The sequence below is a fragment of the Propylenella binzhouense genome, from assembly GCF_009866965.1.
GTDB classification, from domain to species: Bacteria; Pseudomonadota; Alphaproteobacteria; order Rhizobiales; family Afifellaceae; genus Propylenella; species Propylenella binzhouense.
Genome location: NZ_SPKJ01000036.1, coordinates 13,832 through 37,437, shown reverse-complemented (window position 1 = coordinate 37,437; position 23,606 = coordinate 13,832). Strand labels below are relative to the sequence as shown.

General features: G+C 70.3%; 23 protein-coding genes. 8 read left to right on the top strand and 15 right to left on the bottom strand.

The genetic code is table 11. The features are described from left to right. The 5 genes from E4O86_RS11875 to ftsH form a co-directional block, all read right to left on the bottom strand. On the bottom strand, nt 1-1,677 hold a 1,677-nt coding region (locus E4O86_RS11875; protein WP_161140755.1), incomplete at its 3' end, for a xanthine dehydrogenase family protein molybdopterin-binding subunit. Further along, on the bottom strand, nt 1,674-2,651 hold the full coding sequence (locus tag E4O86_RS11870; protein WP_161140754.1) for an FAD binding domain-containing protein: 978 nt from the start codon (nt 2,649-2,651) through the stop codon (nt 1,674-1,676). The genes E4O86_RS11875 and E4O86_RS11870, both read right to left, overlap by 4 nt. Next, nucleotides 2,648-3,133, bottom strand: a complete 486-nt coding sequence (locus tag E4O86_RS11865) for a (2Fe-2S)-binding protein (RefSeq protein ID WP_205520843.1) — start codon at nt 3,131-3,133, stop codon at nt 2,648-2,650. The genes E4O86_RS11870 and E4O86_RS11865 overlap by 4 nt, the downstream gene beginning before the upstream one ends. 123 nt (nt 3,134-3,256) lie before the next feature. Then, complete coding sequence (locus tag E4O86_RS11860; protein ID WP_161140753.1) at nt 3,257-3,724, bottom strand: YbhB/YbcL family Raf kinase inhibitor-like protein; 468 nt, start codon at nt 3,722-3,724, stop codon at nt 3,257-3,259. 81 nt (nt 3,725-3,805) lie between these two features. After that, entirely contained in the window at nt 3,806-5,662 is a 1,857-nt protein-coding gene (ftsH, locus tag E4O86_RS11855) for an ATP-dependent zinc metalloprotease FtsH (protein ID WP_161140752.1), read from the bottom strand. Between the two features lie 160 nt (nt 5,663-5,822). Here ftsH and E4O86_RS11850 point away from each other — a divergent pair, with 160 nt between their 5' ends. Then, nucleotides 5,823-7,058 (top strand): glycosyltransferase, encoded by a 1,236-nt coding sequence (locus E4O86_RS11850; protein ID WP_161140751.1) that lies wholly within the window; start codon nt 5,823-5,825, stop codon nt 7,056-7,058. A gap of 90 nt (nt 7,059-7,148) precedes the next feature. Then, entirely contained in the window at nt 7,149-8,135 is a 987-nt protein-coding gene (gene galE, locus E4O86_RS11845; protein WP_161140750.1) for a UDP-glucose 4-epimerase GalE, read from the top strand. Nucleotides 8,136-8,144: 9 nt separating this feature from the next. On the opposite strand, the gene scpA is transcribed toward galE, so the two are convergent. From scpA to E4O86_RS11825, 4 genes are all read right to left on the bottom strand, one after another. After that, nucleotides 8,145-10,304: a methylmalonyl-CoA mutase gene (gene scpA, locus E4O86_RS11840; RefSeq protein WP_161140749.1), complete on the bottom strand. Its 2,160-nt coding sequence runs from the start codon at nt 10,302-10,304 to the stop codon at nt 8,145-8,147. After that, nucleotides 10,301-11,722 carry a methylmalonyl-CoA mutase family protein gene (locus tag E4O86_RS11835; RefSeq protein WP_161140748.1) on the bottom strand — a complete coding sequence of 474 codons (1,422 nt, stop codon included), beginning with the start codon at nt 11,720-11,722 and terminating at the stop codon, nt 10,301-10,303. Before E4O86_RS11835 ends, scpA begins: the two co-directional genes overlap by 4 nt. A 69-nt stretch (nt 11,723-11,791) precedes the next feature. Further along, on the bottom strand, nt 11,792-12,202 hold the full coding sequence (locus E4O86_RS11830) for a DUF4332 domain-containing protein (RefSeq protein WP_161140747.1): 411 nt from the start codon (nt 12,200-12,202) through the stop codon (nt 11,792-11,794). Between the two features lie 116 nt (nt 12,203-12,318). Next, the gene (locus E4O86_RS11825) at nt 12,319-12,699 is read right to left on the bottom strand and encodes a DUF2267 domain-containing protein (protein WP_161140746.1); all 381 of its coding nucleotides are present in this window, start codon (nt 12,697-12,699) and stop codon (nt 12,319-12,321) included. A 131-nt stretch (nt 12,700-12,830) separates the two neighbouring features. Here E4O86_RS11825 and E4O86_RS11820 point away from each other — a divergent pair, with 131 nt between their 5' ends. The 3 genes from E4O86_RS11820 to E4O86_RS11810 are packed head-to-tail and all read left to right on the top strand — an operon-like array spanning nt 12,831 to nt 16,342. Further along, nucleotides 12,831-14,366: a helicase HerA-like domain-containing protein gene (locus tag E4O86_RS11820; protein ID WP_161140745.1), complete on the top strand. Its 1,536-nt coding sequence runs from the start codon at nt 12,831-12,833 to the stop codon at nt 14,364-14,366. Nucleotides 14,367-14,370: 4 nt separating this feature from the next. Then, nucleotides 14,371-15,756: a dipeptidase gene (locus tag E4O86_RS11815; protein WP_161140744.1), complete on the top strand. Its 1,386-nt coding sequence runs from the start codon at nt 14,371-14,373 to the stop codon at nt 15,754-15,756. Between the two features lie 4 nt (nt 15,757-15,760). Further along, nucleotides 15,761-16,342, top strand: a complete 582-nt coding sequence (locus tag E4O86_RS11810; protein ID WP_161140743.1) for an LOG family protein — start codon at nt 15,761-15,763, stop codon at nt 16,340-16,342. A gap of 3 nt (nt 16,343-16,345) precedes the next feature. Here E4O86_RS11810 and E4O86_RS11805 read toward each other — a convergent pair whose 3' ends face one another. Continuing rightward, entirely contained in the window at nt 16,346-16,531 is a 186-nt protein-coding gene (locus E4O86_RS11805) for a hypothetical protein (protein ID WP_161140742.1), read from the bottom strand. Between the two features lie 165 nt (nt 16,532-16,696). After that, entirely contained in the window at nt 16,697-17,353 is a 657-nt protein-coding gene (locus tag E4O86_RS11800) for a haloacid dehalogenase type II (RefSeq protein ID WP_161140741.1), read from the bottom strand. A 234-nt stretch (nt 17,354-17,587) separates the two neighbouring features. On the opposite strand from E4O86_RS11800, the gene E4O86_RS11795 reads away from it, so the two are divergent. Continuing rightward, nucleotides 17,588-18,442: a branched-chain amino acid aminotransferase gene (locus tag E4O86_RS11795; RefSeq protein WP_161140740.1), complete on the top strand. Its 855-nt coding sequence runs from the start codon at nt 17,588-17,590 to the stop codon at nt 18,440-18,442. A 61-nt stretch (nt 18,443-18,503) separates the two neighbouring features. Then, nucleotides 18,504-18,836, top strand: a complete 333-nt coding sequence (locus E4O86_RS11790; RefSeq protein ID WP_161140739.1) for a hypothetical protein — start codon at nt 18,504-18,506, stop codon at nt 18,834-18,836. Between the two features lie 15 nt (nt 18,837-18,851). On the opposite strand, the gene E4O86_RS11785 is transcribed toward E4O86_RS11790, so the two are convergent. The 3 genes from E4O86_RS11785 to E4O86_RS11775 form a co-directional block, all read right to left on the bottom strand. Then, nucleotides 18,852-19,805, bottom strand: a complete 954-nt coding sequence (locus E4O86_RS11785) for a c-type cytochrome (RefSeq protein WP_161140738.1) — start codon at nt 19,803-19,805, stop codon at nt 18,852-18,854. Nucleotides 19,806-19,811: 6 nt separating this feature from the next. Continuing rightward, the gene (locus E4O86_RS11780; protein ID WP_161140737.1) at nt 19,812-20,267 is read right to left on the bottom strand and encodes a c-type cytochrome; all 456 of its coding nucleotides are present in this window, start codon (nt 20,265-20,267) and stop codon (nt 19,812-19,814) included. A gap of 207 nt (nt 20,268-20,474) precedes the next feature. Continuing rightward, nucleotides 20,475-21,074: a superoxide dismutase gene (locus tag E4O86_RS11775; RefSeq protein ID WP_161140736.1), complete on the bottom strand. Its 600-nt coding sequence runs from the start codon at nt 21,072-21,074 to the stop codon at nt 20,475-20,477. A gap of 185 nt (nt 21,075-21,259) precedes the next feature. Here E4O86_RS11775 and E4O86_RS11770 point away from each other — a divergent pair, with 185 nt between their 5' ends. After that, entirely contained in the window at nt 21,260-21,445 is a 186-nt protein-coding gene (locus tag E4O86_RS11770; protein ID WP_161140735.1) for a tautomerase family protein, read from the top strand. A 6-nt stretch (nt 21,446-21,451) separates the two neighbouring features. Here the strand turns inward: E4O86_RS11770 and E4O86_RS11765 are convergent, their stop codons facing one another. Then, a complete protein-coding gene (locus tag E4O86_RS11765; protein WP_161140734.1) occupies nt 21,452-23,533 on the bottom strand; it encodes a S9 family peptidase in 2,082 nt (693 codons plus the stop codon). Nucleotides 23,534-23,606: the final 73 nt, after the last annotated feature.

Here is a 23,606-nt window from a genome sequence, read left to right as displayed (position 1 = left end):
GCCTGCCGCGAGGCCGCCGTCGCGCGCGACGATCGCGCCGGCATCGCGCCCGGCGAAGGGGCCGCCCGGCACGCGCGCCGCCTCCCCGAGCTTTGCCTTGAGCGCCTCGCAGGCGGCGTGGACGGCATTGCCGATGCTCGCCGCCGTGATCGACCCGCCATGGACCGGCGCCGGCGGCATGTCGGTGTCGCCGAGCTCGAAGCGGACGCGCTCGAGCGGCAGGCCGAGCGCGTCGGCGGCGATCTGGGTCATCGCGGTGTAGGTGCCCGGACCCATGTCGGACGCGGCGCTGCGGATCGTCGCCGTGCCGTTGGCGAAGAGCGCGGCGGAGGCGGAGGCCGGCGCCCGGTCGGCGTGGTAGATCGCGGTCGCCATGCCCCATCCGATCAGATCGTGCCCCTCCCGCATGGAACGGGGCGCCGGCGACCGGCGGGCCCAGCCGAAGCGCTCGGCCGCGCGCGCATAGCAGGTCCGGAGCTCCTTGCTCGACCAGGGCAGGTCCTTCGCCTCGTCGCGCTCGGCATAGTTCCGGAGCCTCAGCTCCAGGGGGTCGAGCCCGAGCGCTTTGGCAAGCTCGTCCATGGCGGCCTCGAGGGCGAAATTGCCCGTGACGATGCCGGGCGCGCGCATCGGCGTCGGCGTGTTGGTGTTCATCGCGGCGAGCCGGTACTTGGTCGCGACGTTCGGGCAGGAATAGGTGTTGCGCGCCGGCGAGGCCGCGGTCTCGGCATATTCCTCATAGGCCGAGGTCTGCCCGACCCCCTCATAGGCGATGGCGCGGAGCCGGCCGTCGCGCTCGGCGCCGAGGCGGAGGCGCTGAACAGTATGCGGGCGGAAGCCGACCATGCTGTAGAGCTCGCGCCGCGTGAGCTCCAGCCGGACGGGCCGGCCGACATGCCTCGCCGCGAGCGCGGCCAGCGCGACATGCGGCCAGGTGCGCAGCGCCGAGCCGAAGGCGCCGCCCACGAAGGGCGAGATCACCCGGATGTCCTCCTTCGGGATGCCGAAGACATGGGCGATCTCGTTGCGGTCGTTGTCGACCCATTGCGTCTTGTCGAAGAGCGTCAGCCGCTCGCCTTCCCAGGACGCGATCGTGGCGTGAAGCTCCATCGCATTGTGGTGCTCGCGCGGCAGCGTGTAGGTCGCGTCGATCGTGACGGGCGCGGCCCGGAAGGCCGCCTCGGCGTCGCCGCGGCGCGTCTCGCCGGCCCGGCCGGCTTTGGCGCTCGCCTCGCTCGGGCTGTACGCCCCGTCCGTGTCGAAGGCGGTGGCCGCCGGCTCGGGCTGCTCGCGGACCGCCACGAGCCCCGCGGCGTGCACGGCCTGCTCCGGGCTTTCCGCCACGACGAGCGCGACCGGCTGGCCGCAGAAGAGGATCTCCGGCCCCTGCAGCACCTTCAGCTGCTCGCCCGCCTTGGGGTCGACCGCCGGACGCCGCTCCATCGGGCGATAGGGGAGCCGCATCGCGTTCTCGTGGGTGAGGACGGCGAGCACGCCCGGCGCGGCGGCCGCCGCCGCAATGTCGATCGCTGCGACCAGGCCCTTCGCGACCGTGCTCGCCACAAGCGCGGCATGGACCAGGCCCGGAACGGCGAACTCGGCGGCGTAGCGGGCGCCGCCGGTGACCTTGGCCGCGCCGTCGACCCGGCTGACCGGCTGTCCGACGATCCCGTTCATCCGGCGCCCCTCAGTTCCATCAGCGTCCGTTCGACCGTCGCCACCAGCAGCGGGACCTTGTAGGCATTGCGGCCGCGCGGCTCGGCGCCCTCGGCGGCAAGGGCAGCAGCCTCCCGGATCGCGCCCGGCCCGAACGGACGGCCGACCAAGGCCGCTTCCGACCGCGCGAGCCGCCACGGCTTCGTCGCGACGCCGCCGACCGCGAGGCGGGCCTCGAGCACCTCGCCGCCGTCGGTGGCGATCGCGGCGGCACAGGAGGCGAGCGCCCATTCGAAGGAGGCCCGGTCCCGCACCTTCACGTAGCGTGAGCGGCGCGCCGCCGCGGCGATCGGCAGCCAGACGCCGACAATGAGCTCGCCGGGCTCCAGGACCGTCTCGATGTCGGGCCGGTCCTCCGGCAGGCGGTAAAAGGATTCGAGGAGCACCGTGCGCTCGCCGGCGGGCCCGCGCAGGATCACCTCGGCATCCGCGGCGACGAGCGCCACCGCGAGATCCGAAGGATGCGTGGCGATGCAATGCGCGCTGGCGCCGAGGACGGCGTTGATCCGGTTCTGGCCTTCGAAAGCGGAGCATCCGGTGCCCGGCGCACGCTTGTTGCAGGGCGCCGCCCGGTCGCGGAAATAGAGGCAGCGCGTCTTCTGCAGGAGATTGCCGCCGACCGTCGCCATGTTGCGGACCTGGCCCGACGCCGTCGATTCGATCGCTTCGCGGACGAGGGGGAAGCGCGCCCGGACGGTCGGGTCGTCGGCGACCTCGGCAAGGCGCGTCAGCGCCCCGATCCGGATGCCGTCGAGGTCGCTCGCGACGCCGGAATATCCGATCCCGTTGATATCCATCAGCAGATCGGGCGCCGCTATGCCCTCCTGCATGAGCTGGATGAGATCGGTGCCGCCGGCGATGAAGGTCGCCCCGCCGAGCGCCGCGCCGATCGCCGCGTCGGGGTCGGCCGCCGTCCGATAGCGGAACGGGTTCACCGCCCGCTCTCCCGCGGCAGCACGTCGCGGATCGCGGCGAGGATGTTCGTATAGGCCCCGCACCGGCAGATGTTTCCGCTCATCAGGTCGCGGATCTCGTCGTCGGTGCCGTTGCGCCCCTCCGAGAGGAGGCCGGCCGCCGACATGATCTGCCCGGGCGTGCAATAGCCGCACTGGAACGCATCGTGCTCGACGAAGGCGGCCTGGAGCGGGTGCAGGCTGCCGTCCTGCGCGAGGCCCTCGATGGTGGTCACGGCCTTTCCCTCGGCCATCACGGCGAAGGTCAGGCAGGAGACGATCCTGCGGCCGTCGAGGAGCACGGTGCAGGCGCCGCACTGGCCGAGCCCGCAGCCCTTCTTGGTGCCGGAAAGGTGCAGCCGGTCGCGGAGCGCGTCGAGGAGCGTCGTGCGGGTATCGACGACGACCGTGCGGGCTTCTCCGTTGACCGTGATCGTGATGTCCAGGGATTGTCCGTCGGGCAAGGGAGGCTCCCGGATGCGAAAGGGAAGGCGGGCGCAGCGACGGCGGCCGCAGATGCCGTCTCAACCGTTGCCGAGCCGCCTCGTTCCGCCGCGGTCATCATTCGACGCGGCTTCGGCGCCGGCCTAGCGCCTCTCGAAGGTGCCGACGAGATCCGCCTCGGCGAGGATATGCGGCCCGGCCTCGCGCCACACCTCCTCGACCTTCGCCCTCGGCGGCACGCCGAGGCTCTCCACGTCGAGCGCGGCGAGGCGGAAACGGTAGCGATGGACGCCGTGGCCCCGCGGCGGCTGCGGGCCGTCATAATGCGGATTGCCGAAATCGTTCACGCCGTGAGGGAACTGCTCCGCCCGCGCGCCGGCGGGCGCCCCTTCCGGCAGCCGGGTCCGGCCGCCGTCGATGTCGTAGACCGCCCAGTGCCGGAACGTGCCTGTCGGCGCGTCCGGGTCCTCCACGATGACGACGAAGCTCTTCGTCTCCGCCGGCGCGCCGTGCCAGGCGAGGGCCGGCGAGACGTTCTCGCCGTCGCGGGCGTAGCGCTCCGGAATCGGTTCGCCGTTCCGGAAGGCGGGGCTTTCGAGCATGAAGGCCATGGCTTACCCTTCTCCGTCCGCTTCCGGGCGTAACCGGCCGCCGGATGCCGGGTTCCGCCGCCGGCGAGGTGGCGACCGTACTCAGGCGGCGCCGCGCGCCTCGATCCCGGCCGGGGGTTCCGCGGCCTTCGTCGAAAGCGGCGGGAAATCCTGAGCGGTGATGACCTCCTTCTGAAGGAGCAGGCGGGCGCCGGCCTCGAGGTCCGGCCGGCGCGCCTTCAGGACCTCGGAGGCGCGGGCGAAGCCCTCGTCGACCAGGCCGCGCACGGCGACGTCGATTTCGCGGCCGGTCGCCTCCGCGACGTCGAACCGCTCGACCTGCGGGCCGCCGATGAAGGCCTGCCGCTGCGGGGCATAGGTGCGGTTGCCGAGCGTCGCATCCATGCCGTAGCGCGTCACCATCTCGGTCGCGATCTCGGTCGCGCGCTGCAGGTCGTCGGCCGCGCCGGTCGAGATCTCGCCGAAGATCATGGCTTCCGCGGCGCGGCCGCCGAGAAGCACGGCGATCCGATTCTTGAGCTCCGTCGTGCCGAGCAGGAAGCGGTCCTCCGTCGGGCGCTGGATGGTGTAGCCGAGCGCGCCGACGCCGCGCGGGATGATGGATACCTTCAGCACCGGGTCGACGCCCGGGAGCGTCGCGGCGACGAGGGCGTGGCCCATCTCGTGATGGGCGACGCGGCGGCGCTCGGCGGCGTTCAGGACCCGGCTCTTCTTCTCGAGGCCGGCGACGATCCGCTCGATCGCGTTGGTGAAGTCGGCGAGCGTCACCTCGTCCGCGTTGCGGCGCGTGGCGAGGAGCGCCGCCTCGTTGACGAGATTGGCGAGATCGGCGCCGGTGAAGCCGGTCGTGAGGCCGGCGACGGTATCGAGGTCGACGTCATTCGCAAGCTTCACCTTGCCGATATGGACCTGCAGGATCTTGATGCGCCCGCCGCGGTCCGGCCGGTCGACGAGCACCTGGCGGTCGAAGCGCCCGGCGCGCAGCAGCGCCGGATCGAGGATCTCGGGACGGTTGGTGGCGGCGAGCAGGATGACGCCAGAACTCGGATCGAAGCCGTCGAGCTCGGCGAGGAGCTGGTTGAGCGTCTGCTCCTTCTCGTCATAGCCGCCGACCATGCCGCCGGCGGCGCGGCTGCGCCCGAGGGCGTCGAGCTCGTCGATGAAGATGATGCAGGGCGCCGCCTTGCGCGCCTGCTCGAAGAGGTCGCGCACGCGCGCCGCGCCGACGCCGACGAACATCTCGACGAACTCGGAGCCGGAGATCGAGAAGAACGGCACGCCGGCTTCGCCCGCCACCGCGCGGGCGAGCAGGGTCTTGCCGGTTCCGGGCGGGCCGACGAGCAGGATGCCCTTCGGCGCCCGCGCACCGAGCCGGCCGTAGGCCTTCGGGTCCTTCAGGAAGGCGACGACCTCCTCGAGCTCGGCCTCCGCCTCGTCGACGCCGGCGACGTCCTTAAACGTCGTCTTCGTGTCGCTCTCGACATAGACCTTGGCGCGCGACTTGCCGATCGTCATGAGGCCGCCGAAGCCCTGGCGGTCGGCGAGGCGGCGGATCGCGAACATCCAGATGAGATAGAAGATCCCGATCGGCAGCAGCCAGGAGAGCAGGACGCCGAGGAAGCCGGCGGAGGCGGCGCCGGTCACCTTGACGTCCTTGCCGGCGAGCTTGTCGGCGATGGCGGGATCGACCCGGTTGGTGACGAAGCGGCTCCGGCCCTCCGCCGTCGGCTCCTTGAGCGTACCCTCGATCGTGCTCTCGCCGACGACGACCTCGCTGACCTTGTCGGCTGCGACAAGCTGCTCGAACTCGCTGTAGGGGATCGGCTCGACCTGCTGCCAGGTCGTCCACCAGCCCTCGAACGCGAAGAGGATCAGCAGCGCCGCGACGACGTACCAGATGTGGATCTGGCGCTTCTTGGCTTCAGGTTCCATGTGCATGCCCGTCCGTTGCGCCGGCAGGATCGCGCACGTCCCGCCGGCGCGCTTTGATGTCGGTCATCAGATCGTGCGGGGACGGCGGCGTTTCCAGGTCTTGACCGGGGCGCCCGAACGGTCACCTGTCGGTCGCGACGGCCTTTGACGAAAGGATGACGGCGGCATGGACCAGCAAGTCGACGGGGCGCGGTTCGATCTCGTCTCCGTGGAGGACTTCGAGGAGATCATCGGCGGGGAGGCGGTCGAGCGCATCCTCGCCAAGGCGGAGGCGCTGCGCGATCTCCACGTGGTCAACGTGAACTCGACCTATTACGGCGGCGGCGTCGCGGAGCTCCTGTCCTCGCTCACGCTGCTGATGAATGCGAGCGGCATCCGCGTCGGCTGGCGCGTGATCCAGGGCAGGCCCGATTTCTTCAGCATCACCAAGAAGATGCACAATGCGCTCCAGGGCGGCGACATCCAGCTGACCGACATCAAGCGGCGGATCTACCAGGAGGTGGTGTTCGAGAACGCCGTGCGCATGCATCTCGACCACGACCTCGTCGTCGTGCACGACCCGCAGCCGCTTCCGCTCATCGGGCATTTCCGCAAGAAATCGCCCTGGGTCTGGCGCTGCCACGTCGACCTGTCGAACCCGAACCCGGAGCTCTGGGCCTATCTCCAGCAGTACATCGACCGCTACGACGCCGTCGTCCTGTCGCTCCCGGAATACGCCCAGCAGGTCGCCCCGCCGCAGCGCTTCATCATGCCGGCCATCGACCCGTTCTCGACCACCAACAAGGCGCTCTCCGACGCCGAGATCGCGGAGCGACTGTCGCATTACGACATCCCGACCGACCTGCCGCTGGTGGTCCAGGTGTCGCGGTTCGACCGCTGGAAGGACCCCCAGGGAGTGATCGAGGCCTTCAAGATCGCGCGGCGGGAGGCCGACGCCACGCTCGTCCTCGTCGGCAACATCGCGACCGACGATCCGGAAGGGCAGGCGATCTTCGAGGAGGTCTGCAAGCAGCGCGAGGAGCGCATCGTGATCCTCTCCGTCCAGGATTCCGCGCTCGTGAACGCGCTCCAGCGCCGCGCGGCCGTCGTGCTCCAGAAGTCGATCCGGGAGGGCTTCGGTCTCACCGTGGCCGAGGCGATGTGGAAGGGCACGCCCGTGATCGGCGGCAATGTCGGCGGCATCCGTCACCAGATCGAGGACGGCGTGAACGGCTTCCTCGTCGACAATGTCGAGGAGGCGGCCGCACGGATCGTGCAGGTCCTGAAGGACCCGGACCTGCGGTTGCGGCTCGGCGCGAAGGCGCGCCAGACCGTGCGCGACCGCTTCCTGATGACGCGGCTGATGGAGAACTGGCTCGACCTCTTCGCCGCGTTCGAGCCGAGCTTCCGCCTGCGGGCGTGAGCCGCCGGACGGAGCGGGACGCGAGCGGGCGAACGCTTGACGCGGCCGGGCTTGGCCGGCACGAGAGCTGCGGACGGAGCTGAGGAATCGATGGCGGGACCCTCCATTCTGGTCGTGGGCGGCGCGGGCTATATCGGCAGCCGGACCTGCCGCGCGCTGAGCGAGGCGGGCTATCTGCCCGTGACCTTCGACAATTTCTCGCGCGGGCATCGCGCGTTCGTCCGCTGGGGTCCGCTCGAGGAGGGCGACGTGCTCGACCGCGGGCGGCTCGCCGCGGCGGTGGCGCGGCACCGGCCGGCGGCCTGCGTCCATTTCGCGGCCTTCTCCTTCGTGGGCGAATCCGTCGCCGACCCGGCGATGTACTACCGCAACAACGTGGTGGGCTCGCTCAACGTGGCGGAGGCGCTGCTTGCCGGCGGCTGCGACAAGATCGTGTTCTCGAGCACCTGCGCCACCTATGGCGAGCCGGCGCGCGTGCCGATCGACGAGGACACGCCGCAGATCCCGGTGAACCCCTACGGCCGCAGCAAGCTGATGGTGGAGCAGATCCTGCGCGACCTCAGGCCCGCCGCCGGCCTGCGCTCGATCTTCCTGCGCTATTTCAACGCCTGCGGGGCGCACGAGGACGGCGCCGTCGGCGAGGCGCACGAGCCCGAGCCGCATCTCATCCCGCGGGCGATCATGGCCGCGCTCGGCCAGATCGACCATCTCGACATCCTCGGAACGGACTATCCGAGCCGCGACGGCACCGCGATCCGCGACTACATCCACATCACCGACCTCGCGGCGGCGCACGTGCTTGCGATCCGCCGGCTCCTCGACGGCGGCGACACGGACGCCTTCAATCTCGGCATCGGCACCGGCTACACGGTGCGCGAGGTCGTCCGCTCGGTGGAGCGGGTGGGCGGCAAGCCGGTTCCGGTGCGCGAGGCGCCGCGGCGGGCGGGCGATCCGCCGGAGCTCGTCGCAGATCCGGCGAAGGCGCGCCGCGTGCTCGGCTTCGAGCCGATCTACACCGATCTCGACCGCATCGTCGCCACCGCCTGGCGCTGGCACGCCCAGCGGCAGGCCGCCTGACGGGGCTCCCTATTCGGCCGCCGCCTTCGGGGCGTGCCCGAGCCGTCTGTTGAGCGTTGCGAGGAGGTCCGCGGCGGCTTCGGCGATCACGGTGCCGGGCGGGAAGATGGCGGCCGCCCCGGCTTCCCGGAGCGCCGCATGGTCCTGCGGCGGGACGACGCCGCCGACGACGATCAGGATGTCGCTCCGCCCCTCCGCGTCGAGCGCCTGGCGGAGCGCCGGGACGAGCGTCAGGTGGCCGGCCGCGAGCGAGGAGACGCCGACCATGTGCACGTCGTTCTCGACGGCCTGGCGGGCGACCTCCTCGGGCGTGGCGAAGAGCGGGCCGACATCGACGTCGAATCCGAGATCGGCGAAGGCGGAGGCCACCACCTTCTGCCCGCGGTCGTGGCCGTCCTGGCCGATCTTGGCAACGAGGATCCGCGGGCGGCGGCCCTCGTCCTCCTCGAACTGCGCCGTCATCGCGAGCACGTGCTCGACCGCGCGATCCATCGTCCCGACCTCCCGCCTGTAGACGCCGGAGAGCGTCCTGATCTCGGCCGTGTGGCGGCCGAAGACCGATTCGAGCGCCGCGGAGATCTCGCCGACCGTGGCGTTCGCACGCGCGGCCTCGACCCCGAGCGCCAGGAGGTTGCCGCGCCCGGACCGGGCCGCCTCCGCGAGCCTCTCGAGGGCGCGCGCGACGGCCGCCGGGTCGCGCTCCGCGCGGAGCCTTTCGAGCTTCGCGACCTGCTCCGCCCGCACCGCCGCGTTGTCGACCTTCAGGACCTCGAACTCGGCCTCGTCCGGCCCCGGATAGCGGTTGACGCCGACCACCGTCTGCTGCCCGGAATCGATGCGGGCCTGCGTGCGCGCCGCGGCCTCCTCGATCCGCATCTTGGGGACGCCCGCCTCGATCGCCTTCGCCATGCCGCCGAGGCGGTCAATCTCGGCGATGTGAGCGAGCGCGCGGACGGCGAGATCGTGCGTCAGCCGCTCGACATAGAACGAGCCTCCCCAGGGGTCGACCACCCGGGTGGTGCCGGATTCGAGCTGGAGCACGAGCTGCGTGTTCCGGGCGATCCGCGCCGAGGCGTCGGTCGGAAGGGCGAGCGCCTCGTCGAAGGAATTGGTGTGGAGCGACTGCGTGCCGCCCTGCGTCGCGGCCATGGCCTCGATCATGGTGCGCATCACGTTGCCGAAGACGTCCTGCGCCGTCAGCGACCAGCCGGAGGTCTGGCAATGCGTGCGGAGCGCGAGCGAGCGCTCGTCCGCCGGCGCGAAGCGTTCGCGCACCAGCTTCGCCCAGAGCAGCCGCGCCGCCCTGAGCTTCGCCACCTCCATGAAGAAGTTCATGCCGATGCAGAAGAAGAAGGAGAGCCGGGGCGCGAACTGGTCGATGCCGAGGCCGGCCGCCGTCCCGGCGCGCATGTATTCGAGGCCGTCGGCGAGCGTATAGGCAAGCTCGAGATCGGCCGTCGCACCGGCCTCCTGCATGTGATAGCCGGAGATCGAGATCGAGTTGAACTTCGGCATATGCTCGGACGTGTAGGCGAAGATGTCCGAGACGATGCGCATCGAGGGCTGCGGGGGATAGATATAGGTGTTCCGGACCATGAACTCCTTCAGGATGTCGTTCTGGATGGTCCCGGAGAGCCGGTCCGGCGCCACGCCCTGCCGCTCGGCCGCGACGATGTAGAGCGCGAGGACCGGCAGCACCGCGCCGTTCATCGTCATCGACACGCTCATCTCGCCGAGCGGGATCCCCGCGAAGAGCTCGTCCATGTCGAGGATCGAATCGATGGCCACGCCCGCCATCCCGACATCGCCCGCGACGCGCGGATGGTCGGAATCGTAGCCGCGATGGGTGGCGAGATCGAAGGCGACGGAGAGCCCCTTCTGTCCGGCGGCGAGGTTGCGGCGGTAGAAGGCGTTCGACTCCCGTGCGGTCGAGAAGCCGGCATATTGCCGGATCGTCCAGGGCTTCTGGACGTACATGGTCGGATAGGGCCCGCGCAGGAAGGGCGGCCGGCCGGGAATCGTATCGACGAAATCGAGCGGCGCGCGGTCGGCCTCGCCGTAGACGGGCGCGATCGGGATGCCTTCGGGCGACATCCAAGGCCGGCCGGACAAGGCGGCGGCGAGGACGGGCCGCTGCCACGGGCAGTTCGCGAAATCGGGAAGGTTCATGCGCGCTCCTCCGCCCGCGCGGCCGGCGCAAAGGTCTCAAGCCGGACGAAAGCGAGCGGCTCGGCCGTCCGGTGCGGGGCCGGCTCCGGCGCGGAGGCCTCGAACGGCTCCACGGGTGCCTGGACCGGCTGCGGGTTCGGAAAGGCGGTGACGCCGACGATCGCGCGCGCCCCGGACCCGACGGCGAGGCGCAGCCGCTCGGCGCTCTTCGCGATACGGGCCTGGAGCAGGCCGCGGCGGAGGCTCTCGTCGATGCCGCCTTCCGCCTCGATGGCGCGGAACGCGTCCCAGGCCCGCTCCGCGAGCGCGTCGGTCAAGGCTTCCAGGGCGCCCGAGCCGGCCGCCGGATCGGCCACGGCGCCGACATGCGCCTCCTCGAGCAGGAGGTGCTGCGTGTTCCGCGCGACCCGGCGGGCGAACCGCTCGGGGAGGCCGACCGCCGCCGTGAAGGGGAGGACGGTCACGCTGTCCGCGCCGCCGGCCGCCGCGGCGAACGCGGCAATCGTGCCGCGGAGCAGGTTGCCGTGCGGATCGGCCGCGGTCGTCGCCCGCCGGCTTGTCTCGGCGTGGATCCGGCAGGGCGAAGGCGGGACGCCGCAGAGCGCCTGGAGCCGCGCCCAGAGAAGGCGCATGGCGCGGAGCTTGGCAAGCCCGAGGAACTGGTCGCAATCGACGGCGAGGCTGACGCCGATCATGGCAAAGGCCGACGCCGGATCGACGCCTTCGCCGAGAAGCCGCAGATCGTGGACGATCGCGGCGACGACGGCGCCGAGCTCCTCGGCCTCGGTTGCGCCGGCCTCGTGCCAGACGCGGCCGTCGGCCTCGAAGAACGGCCCCGCGAAGCCCGCCGATCGGAGCTCCGCCGCGATCCGGGCGAGCTCGGCGGGCGGGCAGGTGTCGGCGCCGGCGACGGCAAGGGTCCCGACGGGATCGAGGCAGAAGGAGACGGCCCGGCCGGGCGCGCGACCGGCGCGGCCGAGCATCCAGGCCGCGACCTGATCGGAGCGCGGATGCGGCTCGAGGCGGATCTGCGGACTTCTCTCCCCGATCCTGTCGAGAATGCGCGCCAGGGCATTGCGGGAGAACGGCAGGCCGAAGCCCCAGGCCGCGAGCGCGCCGGCGAACCGGAGCGACAGGCCCGTCGCCCCGCCTTCGAGGTCGCGCTCCACCTGCGCCGCCGCCGCCTCGGCATCGGGATGATCGACCGGCTGCACGATCGCCCATGCCCCTCCCGGCCGCCGATTAAGGGCGGCGCGGCCGGTCGCGGCGGGATAGAGCGGCTCGACGGGGATGCCGTCGGCGGTCTCGGAGCAGAGCGAGCCGAAATCGGCACCGCGGAGGGCCTTACCGGCCAGCCGGCGCCAGTCCGCAAGGGATTGCGGAGCGAAATCCGCGCAGAGCGCGAGCGTCTCAGACATCGGGCACCTCGCTCCGGTTCTACCGGGGGCGCCCACCCCCCCGCAAGTCGGCCCTTCGGCGGAGAGCACTCAGTAGGTCATCATGGGATCGAGACTCTTCGCCTCCTCGATCCAGCGCGCGATGCGCTTCTCGGACGGGAGCATCTCGACCAGCGCGCGCGCCTTGTTCACTTCCTGCATGCGGGCGGCGAGCTTGGAGGGATTGCGGTGGCGCAGCGCCTTCACCGTGCCCACGCCGGAGGCTTCCAGAAGTTCGGCATAGTCCCGCGCGACGCCGCGCACGCGCATCAGGTCCGCCATGTTCGCCCACCGCAGGATCTCGCATTCCGGGATGGCGGTCTGCTCCGCCAGCAGCTTGCGGCCCTTCGGCGTGCGCGCGCGCTCGAGCAGGGTCGCCGTCGAACGGATGCCCGCCGCCTTGAGCTTGGCGCCATAGAAAGCCCCGACCGCCCGCATCCGGGCGATCGAATAGGAAGCCATGAAATTCCTCCCGCCGCAGGAGACTTGGTCAGATCTGGTTCCGGTTAGGGGAAAGGGCGGCGACGGTTCGGAACGCGCCGCCGATGATCGATACTCCCTGCTCAGATGAATCGGGCTCACACGAACTGGCTGAGGCCGGGAATTCCGGCGATGACCTCGTCGACCGCGTCGCGCCCCGCCTTCTCGCGCGCGAAGGCGAGCGTCTCCTGCGTGACCTCCTGGATCTCGCCGATGCCGAGCCCGAGCCCCTGCAGCTTCGAAAGCACGGCCATCACGCCGCCACCCATCAGGCCGCCGAACCCGCCGAGCGTCGGCGCATCCCCCGCCTCTTCGGGAACCGCCATGCCGGCTGCGCCCGGAATGCGCGCGAGGAGCGCCTGCACCTTGTCGGCCGGACCCTCCTCGACGAGGAACGCGAAAATGGCCGCTACCGCCGACCGCGCCGTCGCCTCGTCGATGCCGGTCCTCTCCACGAGGCGCCGCACCAGCTCGTCCATGTCACCGCTCCTGTCTGGTGGGCGCGAAGATTGGGCAATGAAGGACGAAAAGACAAGGACTTGCTCCCTCGATTGCCGCGTCCACGGCGCATGCCTATAACGGGCCGCCATTTGGTTTCGGAGACAGACGCGTGACGCAGGCGGACGGAATCCTCATCGGCGCGCGCCGCGGCGCCGAACCGGCGGATCGTCCTCCGATCGTCCTTTCGCTCCGATACGCCAACCGCCACGGGCTCGTCACCGGCGCCACCGGAACGGGCAAGACCGTCACGCTCCAGATCCTGGCGGAGGCCTTCTCGCGCGCCGGCGTGCCGGTCTTCGCCGCCGACGTGAAGGGCGATCTGTCGGGCATCGCGGAGGCCGGCGAGATCAACGACCGGCTCGGCCTGCGGGCCGCCGAAGTGGGGCTCGAGGCCTATGCCGGCGAGCCGACGCCCACCATCTTCTGGGACGTCTTCGGCGCGCAGGGCCATCCGGTCCGCACCACGATCTCGGAGATGGGGCCGCTGCTCCTCGCGCGCCTCCTCGATCTCAACGACACCCAGGAGGGCGTCCTCAACATCGTGTTCCGCCTGGCGGACGAGGAGGGGATGCTCCTCCTCGACCTCAAGGACCTGCAGGCGCTGCTCGCGCATGCGGCCGACCGCGCGAGCGAGCTCGGCCGCCGCTACGGCAATGTCAGCAAGGCGTCGGTCGGCGCGATCCAGCGCCAGCTCCTGGTGCTGGAGGCGCAGGGCGGGACGAACTTCTTCGGCGAGCCCGCGCTCGCCATCCAGGACCTGATGCGGACGACGCGGGACGGGCGCGGCTACGTGAGCGTGCTCGCCGCCGACCGGCTGATGCAGTCGCCGCGGCTCTACGCGACCTTCCTGCTCTGGCTGCTCTCGGAACTCTTCGAGGAACTGCCGGAGGTCGGCGACCCGGACAAGCCCCGCCTCGTCTTCTTCTTCGACGAGGCCCATCTCCTCTTCGACGAGGCGCCGAAGGCGCTTCTGGAAAAGGTCGAGCAAGTGGTGAAGCTCGTCCGGTCGAAGGGCGTCGGCGTCTATTTCGTGACGCAGAACCCGCTCGACATTCCCGAAAGCGTGCTCGCCCAGCTCGGCAACCGGATCCAGCACGCGCTCCGCGCCTATACGCCGCGCGAAGTGAAGGCGGTGAGGACCGCCGCCGAGACGTTCCGCCCGAACCCGGCCTTCGACACGTTCGATGCCATCACCAGGCTCGGGGTCGGCGAGGCGCTCGTCTCCACGCTCGGCGAGAAGGGCGTCCCCTCGGTCGTGGAGGACACGCTCGTCCGGCCGCCGGCCTCGCGCATCGGCCCGATCACCGAGGGCGAGCGGAGGGCGGCCATGCAGGCGAGCCCGCTGCTCGGCCAGTACGACAGGACCATCGACCGGGAATCGGCCTATGAGATGCTGGAGCGGGCGGCCGCGCGCGCGGCGGCAGAGACGCAGCGCGAGGGGACGCCGGCGGGGCGGCGGACCTCGACCGGGTTCGAGCTGCCGGATTTCGGGCGGGAGCGCGGAGAACGGACCGAGCGGGCGCCGCGCCGCAGCTATCGCCGCGAGTCGGTCGCGGAGGCGGCCATGAAATCGGCCGCGCGCTCGGTCGCCTCGTCCCTCGGCCGCGCCATCGTGCGCGGCATACTCGGATCATTGAAACGGTAGGAAGATGTCGGATCTCACCCAAGTCCTCGCCCGCATCGATGACGGGCTCTACGACAGCCTCGAGCGGCTCTTCGAGCTCCTGCGCATCAGGTCGATCTCGGCCGACCCGGCCTTTCGGGCGGATTGCCGCAGCGCGGCCGAATGGTGCGCCGGCGCGCTGAAGGGGGCCGGCTTCGAGGCCTCGGTCCGCGACACGATCGGCCACCCGATGGTGGTCGGGCACTACCGGGGCGCCGGCGACGGCGCGCCCCACGTGCTCTTCTACGGGCATTACGACGTCCAGCCGGTCGACCCGATCGCGCTCTGGAACCGCGATCCGTTCGACCCCGCCGTCGTCGAGGTCGACGGCGAGAAGCGGATCCTCGCGCGCGGCGCGTCCGACGACAAAGGCCAGCTGATGACCTTCGTCGAGGCGGCGCGCGCCTGGATGGAGGTCTCGGGCAGGCTGCCGGTGAATGTGAGCGTGCTCCTCGAAGGCGAGGAGGAATCCGCGAGCCCGAGCCTGCTTCCCTTCATCACGGCGAACGCCGAGGAGCTGAAGGCCGACGCCGCGCTCGTCTGCGACACCAACATGTGGGACCGGCAGACGCCGGCGATCGCGACCCAACTCCGCGGCCTGCTCTACGAGGAGGTGTTCCTGGAGGCGGCGAGCCACGATCTCCATTCGGGCTATTACGGCAATGCCGCGCGCAACCCGATCCATGTCCTCGTCGACCTGCTCGCGCGGCTGCGCGACCCGCAGGGCAAGGTGACGCTGCCCGGCTTCTACGACGGCGTGCCCGAGGTGACGGCCGAGCAGAAGCGGCAATGGGGCACGCTCGGCTTCGACGAGAAGGCGTTTCTCGGCGATATCGGGCTCAGCATCCCGGCGGGCGAGACGGACCATACCGTGCTCGAGCAGGTCTGGGCGCGTCCGAGCCTCGAGGTGAACGGGATCGTCGGCGGCTATACCGGCGAAGGCGCGAAGACCGTGATCCCCGCCAAGGCCTCCGCCAAGGTCTCCTTCCGGCTCGTCGGCGAGCAGGATCCCGACCGGATCAGGGACGCCTTCCGCAGCTTCGTGCGCGCGCAGGTGCCGGCGGACTGCAAGGTCTCGTTCGCCTCGCATGGCGGCGACGGGGCGGTGACGCTGCCGGTCGACAGCCCGTTCGTGGAGAAGGCCAAGAGGGCGCTCTCGGAGGAATGGGGGAAGGAGGCGGTCCTGATCGCCATGGGCGGCTCGATCCCGATCGTCTCGCAGTTCAAGCGCCAGCTCGGGATGGACTCGGTTCTGGTCGGGTTCAGCCTGGAGGACGACCGCATCCATTCGCCAAACGAGAAGTACAATCTGAAGAGCTTCCACGGCGGCATGCGGTCCTGGGCCCGCATCCTCGACGCGCTGGGCCGCTGACGGGATGCGCTCCGTCTGCGTGTTCTGCGGCTCCAACTTCGGAGCCGGCGAGGCCTATTCGGAGGCGGCCCGCGGCATGGGGCGGGTGCTTGCGGCGCGCGGCCTGCGGCTCGTCTACGGCGGCGCCAAGGCCGGGCTGATGGGCGTGCTCGCCGATTCCGCGCTCGCCGCCGGCGGCGAGGTGGTCGGCATCATCCCGGCGGCGCTGGTGGAGCGCGAGATCGCGCATCCGGGGCTGACGGAGCTCCGGACCGTCGCCTCGATGCACGAACGCAAGGCCGCGATGTCGGACCTCGCGGACGCCTTCGTGGCGCTGCCGGGCGGCGCCGGCACGCTCGAGGAGCTCTTCGAGGTCTGGACCTGGGGCCAGCTCGGCTATCATCAGAAGCCGGTCGGGCTCCTCAATGCCGCCGGCTTCTTCGACCGGCTGCTCGCCTTCTTCGACCATCAGGCGGCGGAGCGCTTCATGCGACCCGCGCACCGGGACATGCTGGTCGTGGAAAGCGATCCGGACGCCCTGCTCGACCGGTTCGCCCGATACCAGGCGCCGAACGTTCCGAAATGGATCGAGCGCGACGAGCGCTGACCCTCAGAACGAGGAGCGACGGCCGAAGCTGTAGGTCGCGCGCGGATCGGAACCGTGCGCCGGCCGGCCGTAGCCATAATGGCCGCGAGCGTCGCGGTCGGGCTCCTCCTGGAGCGGCTGCGGCGCGGACATGTCTTCGCGGACCGGACCCGCATTCACCTTGCGAGAGAACATCGACTGGTAAGGCATCTGGCATCCCCTCCCGGGCCCTCCCGGGCATTGACAGCAGCCAATTCCTTTCTGACCCCTCCGTTCCCTTTCGGCCCCTCCCTTCTGCGGCAAGAGTGACCGTTCGCTAACCGGTGCGCTTAAGGTTTTTGAAAACTCGACCTCTTTCGTCCGACAATATGCGCGTCAGACCGCCTCCAGCCCGCTGAGCGATGCGAGGGTCGCCGACGGCGGGAGGTCGGGATATTCGTCCGGGGCGCCGGAGCGGTTGATCCAGATCGTGCGGAACCCGAAGGCGGTTGCGCCCGCAACGTCCCAGCGGTTCGAGGACTGGAACGAGATCGCCTCCGGATAGAGCCGGAAGCGGGTGGTGGCGAGCTCGTAGACGGCCGCGCCGGTCTTGTAGCACTGCGCCTCGTCGGCGGAGAGGACGGCATCGAAGAGGTCCGCGAGGCCGCTCGCCCGCAGCGCCGCCTGCAGCATGTCCGGCGAGCCGTTCGAAAGGATCGCCAGGCGGGCGCCGCGCCGGCGGAGCGTATCGAGCACCGCCGGGACCTCCGGATAGCAGTCGAGCGAGCGATAGGCGTCGAGCAGCCCGGGGCGGAAGGACGCGTCGACGCCGCAGGAGGCGAGGGCGTAGTCGAGCGCCTCCTCCGTCAGCGCCCAGAAGTCGCGGTAGCGCCCCATCAGGGAGCGCACCCAGGAATATTCGAGCTGCTTGGCCCGCCACAGCGCCGACAGCCGTTCTGCTTCGGCGCCGATCCCGCCGGCATGGCGGCGGACCGCGGAATGAACGTCGAAGAGCGTGCCGTAGGCGTCGAAGAGATAAACGGCTTCGGCCATCGCCCGACCCCTTCCTGGAGCGCGGGCGTGAACCCGGACACCGCGCCCGTCCTTCGCGCGGCGCTCCCCGGAGCGCCGCCGCCCGCCTGCCGGCCGGACGGCGCTAGCACTCTTCGCCGCGAGGGTCGACTCCCGCGCGCGCCGCGACGGGCGACGACCAACCGCAGCGGCCGCTTCTGCGCTCTTGACCTTTGCGCCGGCGCGGCTCTAACCGACCCGACGAGGGAGAGAGCGATGGTGACCTGGTCCGAGACGTGGACCTTCTTCGAGGGCGACTGGCACGCCGGCAACGTGCCGATCGCGGGGCCGCGGACGCAGGCCTTCTGGCTCGGCTCGAGCGTCTTCGACGGCGCGCGCGCCTTCGAGGGCGTAACCCCGGATCTCGACCGCCATTTCGCGCGGGTGAACGCCTCTGCGGTGGCGCTCGGGCTCAGGCCGACCGTGCCGGTCGAGACGATGATCGGGCTCGCGCGCGACGGGCTCAGACGCTTTTCGCCGGACGCGGCCATCTATATCCGCCCGATGTACTGGGCGGAGCAGGGCGGCTACATGTCGGTGCCGCCCGATCCGGATTCGACGCGCTTCTGCCTCTGCCTCTACGAGACGGCGATGCCGGAGCCGCACGGCTTCTCCGTCACGCTCTCGCCGTTCCGCCGGCCGAGCTACGAATGCATGCCGACCAACGCCAAGGCGGGCTGCCTCTATCCGAACAACGGCCGCGCCATCATGGAGGCGAAGGGACGCGGCTTCGACAACGCGCTCGTGCGCGACCTCCTCGGCAACATCGCCGAGACCGGGACCTCGAACGTCTTCATGGCGAAGGACGGGGTGGTGTTCACGCCGGTCCCGAACGGCTCGTTCCTGAACGGCATCACGCGCCAGCGCGCCATCGCGCTGCTCCGGGAAGCGGGCATCGAGGTGCGCGAGGCGAGCCTCTCGCTCGCCGACTTCATGGCGGCGGACGAGGCGTTCTCGACCGGAAACTATTCCAAGATCGTGCCGATCACCCAGATCGAGGACCGCATGATGCAGGCGGGGCCGATCGGCGCGCGGGCCCGCGCGCTCTACTGGGAATGGGCGCACAGCTGAGCCGCGTCCGCCGCAACCGGACGGCGGCTCAGCGGGTTGAGGGAGCGATCCGGAGGTGCCGATGAACCGAGTTGCGACGGCCGCTTTGGCGGCGGCGATCCTCGCGCTCCCCGCCGCGGCGGAGGCGAGCTTCCTGAGCGACCTCCTCCGCTATGAGCCGCGCGTGAAGCCGCCGACGGCGGATTGCACGGCCCTTGCCGCCGAGATCGGCCCGCAGGCGGTCTGGCGCGGGCACTACGCAGGCAAGTTCCACGATTTCACCGGCGACAAGAACCGGGCCTACGCGGCGGAGGGCTGCTTTCCGAGCGAGGCCGCCTGCCGCGTCTGGCAGCAGCGGAGCATCACCTACGCGGTCGGTCCGATCATCGCGACGAGCTGCCGGCGCGGGCTCTGAGGCGGCAGCGGATCGTCAGCCGCCGCCCTCGCTCTCGGCGCCGCTCGCCCGCTCCGGCGCGACCGCATCCGGATGCGGCGGAATGGCCTTCAGATAGGCAGCGATGGCGTCGCGGTCCTCCGCCGGCAGCTTCGCCATGTTCTCCTGCACCTCGACCATCGAGCCGCCGAAGGAATCGAAATCCGGCTTGAAGCCCGATTCGAGCGCGTAGGCGATGTCCTTGGCGGACCAGTCCGCGATGCCCTCCTCGTGCGGGGTGATGTTCGGGATCGTGCCGCGGCCCTCCGGGTTCGGCGCGCCGGCAAGCCAGGCGTCGAGCTTCGAGCCGCCCATGACGTCGCGCGCGGTGTGGCATTCGCCGCAATGGCCCGGCCCTTCCACGAGGTAGCGGCCGCGCAGCACCTCTCCGTCGGCGCCGGCGAGCTCGATCACCGGTCCGGGATGGAGGTAGAGACGCTTCCAGAGCCCGATGCCGCGGCGAACATTGTACGGGAAGGCGAGGTCGTGCGGCGGCGTGCGGTGGGCGACCGGCGGCAGCGTGCCGAGATAGGCCCTGAGGTCGAGCACGTCCTCGATCCGCATGCGGGCATAGGAGGGGTAGGGGAAGGCCGGGTAGAGATGGACGCCGCCGGGGGCGACGCCGCGCATCATGGCGCTGGCGAAATCGAGATCGCTCCAGCGGCCGATTCCCGTCTCCGGATCGGGCGAGATGTTCGGCACGTTGAACGTGCCGAAGGGAGTCGCGAGCGCGAGCCCGCCGCCGAGCTTCAGGCGCTCGTCGCCCTTCGCACCCTTCGCCGCATGGCAGGACGCGCAGCCGCCCGCCCAGAACATGCGCTCGCCATTGGCGAGGTCGGCCTGGTGCGGCGGCAGCGCGCCGGCCGCGAGCGGCTGCGGCGCGGTGAGCCACCAGGCCGCGGCCCCGAGAACGGCGGAGACAACGAGGAGGGCGGCCAGCGCGCGCTTCACGACGGGCTAGTTGCTGATGCGGAAGTTCTGGTGGCAGTTGCGGCAATTCTGCGCGACCTGGCCGAACGCGCCCTTGAACTGGTCGAGCGTGTAGGAGCCGACCTCCTTCGGCAAAGTGGCGAGGGCGGCCTCGGTGTCCTGCTGGAACTTGGCGAGCGCCGCCTGCCAGTTCGCACTGTCCGTCCAGATCTTGGGATCGGCCTTGGTGTCGCCCATCTCCGAGCCTTCAGGAAAATAATCCCCGAAAGAGACGGCGACCGCGCGCATGGTCTGGAGGACGGAGGCGGCCGCGACCGGATTGAAGGGGATCTCGCCCTTCATGATGCCGCCGCCGAGGCCGGCCGCTGCGCCGTTGGCGTCCATCAGGGTCTGGCGGGTCTTGATCGGATCCTCGAGCGCGACCGCCGAGGCCGACATCGCGACGAGGGAGAAAGCGGCGGCGAGCAGCACGGGACGTTTCATGCGGGTCCTCCATTCGGGTGGCGCGACAGGCAGGTTGCGCAACGCAGTTGATGCCCTCGCGCGATCACGTTGAAATGACATGTCGTTGAGGGGCGCTGAACGCTGTGTTCTCGTTGGTTTGACGACGGGCATTTGACGACGGGCAGGGCGCGGGCGGGAAGGCCCCGGACCGGGCCGGCGCCTTCCCCGGATATGCGCGAAGGCGGATCAGCGGGCCTTCTCGTAGAGCTCGGCGACATAGTCCCAGTTGACCAGGTTGTCGAACCAGGTCTCCAGGTATTTCGGCCGCAGGTTGCGGTAGTCGATGTAGTAGGAATGCTCCCAGACGTCGACGCCGAGGAGTGGCGTGCCGCCATGGACGAGCGGGTTCTCGCCGTTCGGCGTGTTCATCACCACGAGCTTGCCGCCCTTCATGGCGAGCCAGGCCCAGCCCGAGCCGAACTGGGTCTTGCCGGCATCGATGAACTTGGTGCGGAACTCGTCGAACGAGCCGAGATCGGAATTGATCTGGCTCTCCAGCGCGCCGGGCAGGCTGCGGCCGCCGCCGTTCGGCTTCATCCACTTCCAGAAATGAACGTGGTTGTAATACTGGCCTGCCTGGTTGAAGAGCTTGGGATTTTCGGAATAGCTCTTCTTGACGATGCTTTCGATGTCCATCGAATCGTACTCGGAGCCCTGGATCATCGGCGTCATGGCGTCGAGATAGGCCTTGTGATGCTTGTCGTGGTGGAACTCCAGGGTCTCAGCCGACATGTGCGGCGCGAGGGCATCGTAGGCGTAGGGAAGCTCGGGGAGCGTGAAGGCCATGTTCGTCTCCTCTGGTGGAACCGTCCGGGGAACGTGAGCGCGCGGGCGCCGTTCCTGCGCCTATTTAGCCGAGTTGCTTCGCCGGGCAACCGAAGAAGCTGGTACGCCCTTGCCCGGCCGCCTGCGAATGGCCTATGGCGGGCGCGGACCGCCCGCAGGCCGGGCGCAGGAGAAGGGGGGAGAGAATGCCCGAAGTCGTCGTCTACGCCATCGCCGGCCGGAACGCCGAGCAGAAGAAGGCGCTCATGAAGGACATCACCGACGCGGTGGTGAAGAACTTCAATGCCGCGCCCGACTCCGTGACGGTCTCCATCATCGAGACGCCGAAGACGGACAAGGCGAAGGGCGGCATCCCGTTCAGCGAACGCTGAGCGGGCTCAGGCCTTCCCGGTCACCTTCAGCGCGAAGGCCATCTCGATCGCCGTTTCCTTGAGCGCGTCGAAGCGGCCGGCGGCGCCGGCATGGCCGGCATCCATGTTGGTCCTGAGCAGGAGCAGGTTGCCGTCGGTCTTGGTGGCGCGGAGCTTCGCCACCCATTTCGCCGGCTCCCAATAGGTGACGCGCGGATCCGTGAGCCCGGCCATCACCAGGATCGGCGGATAGGGCTTCGCCGCGACATTGTCGTAGGGCGAATAGGCGAGGATCGCATGATAATCCTCCGCCCGCTCGACCGGATTGCCCCATTCGGGCCATTCCGGCGGGGTGAGCGGCAGCGTGTCGTCGAGCATCGTGTTCAGCACGTCGACGAAGGGGACGACCGTGATCACGCCGGCGAAGAGATCGCCCGCTTTGTTGGCGACCGCGCCCATCAGCATGCCGCCGGCCGAGCCGCCCTGGGCGACGATCCGGCCGCGGCCGGTGATCCTCTGCGCGACGAGGAATTCCGCCGCCGCGACGTAATCCGTGAAGGTGTTCGCCTTCCGCTCGCGCTTGCCGGCCTCGTACCAGGCATAGCCCTTGTCCTTGCCGCCGCGGACATGGGCGATCGCGTAGACGAAGCCGCGATCGACGAGCGAGAGCCGGGAGGTCGAGAAGCCGGCGGGGATCGCGATGCCGTAGGCGCCGTAGCCATAGAGCAGGCAGGGCGCCGTGCCGTCGAGCGGCGTCTCCTTGCGGTAGAGGAGCGAGACGGGCACGAGCTCGCCGTCCGGCGCCGGCGCAAGCACCCGGCGCGTGACGTAGAGCGAGGGGTCGTGGCCGGAGGGGACCTCCTGCTCCTTGCGCAGCACCCGCTCGCGCGTCTCCATCTGGTAGTCGAAGACGCGCGCCGGGGTCGCCGGCGATGAATAGGTGAAGCGCAGCCAGTCGGTGTCGAACTCGAAGCCGCCGGAGAGGCCGAGCGAATAGGCCTCCTCGGCGAAGGCGACGGCATGCTCGGCGCCATCGGCGCGGCGGCGGATCACGATGCGCGGCAGGCCGTCGACGCGCTCGAGCCGGACGAGATGGCGGGCGAGCACGTCGTGCCCGAGGATGAGGCGGCCCGGCTGGTGCGGGACGAGGTCGGTCCAGGCCGCGCGGCCGGGATCCGCCACCGGCGCGGTGACGATCTTGAAATCCTTGGCGCCGAGATTGGTCAGGATGAAGAGCGTGCCGCCGCCTTCGTCGACGCTGTATTCGACGCCCGGCTCGCGCGCCGCGACGAGGACCGGCGCGGCCTCCGGATCCTCCGCCGGGACGAGGCGCACCTCGGCCGTCTCGTGGTCGTGCGCGTGGATGACGATGAAGCGCCGCGACCGGGTCTTGCCGAGGCCGACGAAGAAGCCCGGATCCGGCTCCTCATAGACGAGGACGTCCTCGCTCGCCGCGGTCCCGAGCCGGTGGCGGAAGACGCGCGACGGCCGGTGATTGGCGTCGAGCCGGACGTAGAAGAGGTGGCGTCCGTCGGCCGACCAGACGGCGCCGCCGCTCGTATCGGCGATCTGGTCGGCGAGGTCGTGGCCGGAGGCGAGATCGCGGACCGACAGGAGGTAGAATTCCGAGCCGGCATCGTCATGCGCCCAGGCGAGCTTGGAATGATCGGGCGCATGCGCGACCCCGCCGATCCTGAAATAGGCGCGGCCCTCGGCGAGCGCGTTGCCGTCGAGGAGGATCTCCTCCGGACCGCCGTCGCGCGGCGTGCGCACGAAGAGCGGATGCTGTCCGCCCTCGACATAGCGGGTGGCGTAGGCATAGCGGCCGTCGGCGGCGGGGACGGTCGAATCGTCCTCCTTGATGCGCCCGCGCATCTCCCGGAAGAGCGTGTCCTGCAGCGCTTCGGTATCCGCCATCGCGGCGGCGAAATAGGCGTTCTCGGCCTCCAGATAGGCGCGGATGTCCGGCGCGAGCGCGGCCGGGTTGCGCATCACCTCCTGCCAGTTGTCGGCCCGCAGCCAGGCATAGTCGTCGGTGCGGACATGGCCGTGGCGGGCGAGCGTGACGGGGCGCCTTTCGGCGACGGGCGGGGCGGGGATGTTCGGCATGGCGCGCCGGACGTAGGAGGAAACGGCGGCGCCGGCAAGCGGGCGCCAGCATCTCCAGGCACGCAAATTGAAG

What these genes read in the sequence shown, in the direction of transcription:
- E4O86_RS11810 (WP_161140743.1), top strand. Translation starts at nt 15,761, where the DNA reads ATGCGCTCCGTCTGCGTGTTCTGCGGCTCCAACTTCGGAGCCGGCGAG.
- E4O86_RS11780 (WP_161140737.1), bottom strand. Translation starts at nt 20,267, where the DNA reads ATGAAACGTCCCGTGCTGCTCGCCGCCGCTTTCTCCCTCGTCGCGATG.
- E4O86_RS11770 (WP_161140735.1), top strand. Translation starts at nt 21,260, where the DNA reads ATGCCCGAAGTCGTCGTCTACGCCATCGCCGGCCGGAACGCCGAGCAG.
- E4O86_RS11825 (WP_161140746.1), bottom strand. Translation starts at nt 12,699, where the DNA reads ATGGACGAGCTGGTGCGGCGCCTCGTGGAGAGGACCGGCATCGACGAG.
- E4O86_RS11765 (WP_161140734.1), bottom strand. Translation starts at nt 23,533, where the DNA reads ATGCCGAACATCCCCGCCCCGCCCGTCGCCGAAAGGCGCCCCGTCACG.
- scpA (WP_161140749.1), bottom strand. Translation starts at nt 10,304, where the DNA reads ATGAACCTTCCCGATTTCGCGAACTGCCCGTGGCAGCGGCCCGTCCTC.
- E4O86_RS11775 (WP_161140736.1), bottom strand. Translation starts at nt 21,074, where the DNA reads ATGGCCTTCACGCTCCCCGAGCTTCCCTACGCCTACGATGCCCTCGCG.
- E4O86_RS11790 (WP_161140739.1), top strand. Translation starts at nt 18,504, where the DNA reads ATGAACCGAGTTGCGACGGCCGCTTTGGCGGCGGCGATCCTCGCGCTC.
- E4O86_RS11795 (WP_161140740.1), top strand. Translation starts at nt 17,588, where the DNA reads ATGGTGACCTGGTCCGAGACGTGGACCTTCTTCGAGGGCGACTGGCAC.
- ftsH (WP_161140752.1), bottom strand. Translation starts at nt 5,662, where the DNA reads ATGCACATGGAACCTGAAGCCAAGAAGCGCCAGATCCACATCTGGTAC.
- galE (WP_161140750.1), top strand. Translation starts at nt 7,149, where the DNA reads ATGGCGGGACCCTCCATTCTGGTCGTGGGCGGCGCGGGCTATATCGGC.
- E4O86_RS11850 (WP_161140751.1), top strand. Translation starts at nt 5,823, where the DNA reads ATGGACCAGCAAGTCGACGGGGCGCGGTTCGATCTCGTCTCCGTGGAG.
- E4O86_RS11800 (WP_161140741.1), bottom strand. Translation starts at nt 17,353, where the DNA reads ATGGCCGAAGCCGTTTATCTCTTCGACGCCTACGGCACGCTCTTCGAC.
- E4O86_RS11815 (WP_161140744.1), top strand. Translation starts at nt 14,371, where the DNA reads ATGTCGGATCTCACCCAAGTCCTCGCCCGCATCGATGACGGGCTCTAC.
- E4O86_RS11830 (WP_161140747.1), bottom strand. Translation starts at nt 12,202, where the DNA reads ATGGCTTCCTATTCGATCGCCCGGATGCGGGCGGTCGGGGCTTTCTAT.
- E4O86_RS11860 (WP_161140753.1), bottom strand. Translation starts at nt 3,724, where the DNA reads ATGGCCTTCATGCTCGAAAGCCCCGCCTTCCGGAACGGCGAACCGATT.
- E4O86_RS11835 (WP_161140748.1), bottom strand. Translation starts at nt 11,722, where the DNA reads ATGTCTGAGACGCTCGCGCTCTGCGCGGATTTCGCTCCGCAATCCCTT.
- E4O86_RS11805 (WP_161140742.1), bottom strand. Translation starts at nt 16,531, where the DNA reads ATGCCTTACCAGTCGATGTTCTCTCGCAAGGTGAATGCGGGTCCGGTC.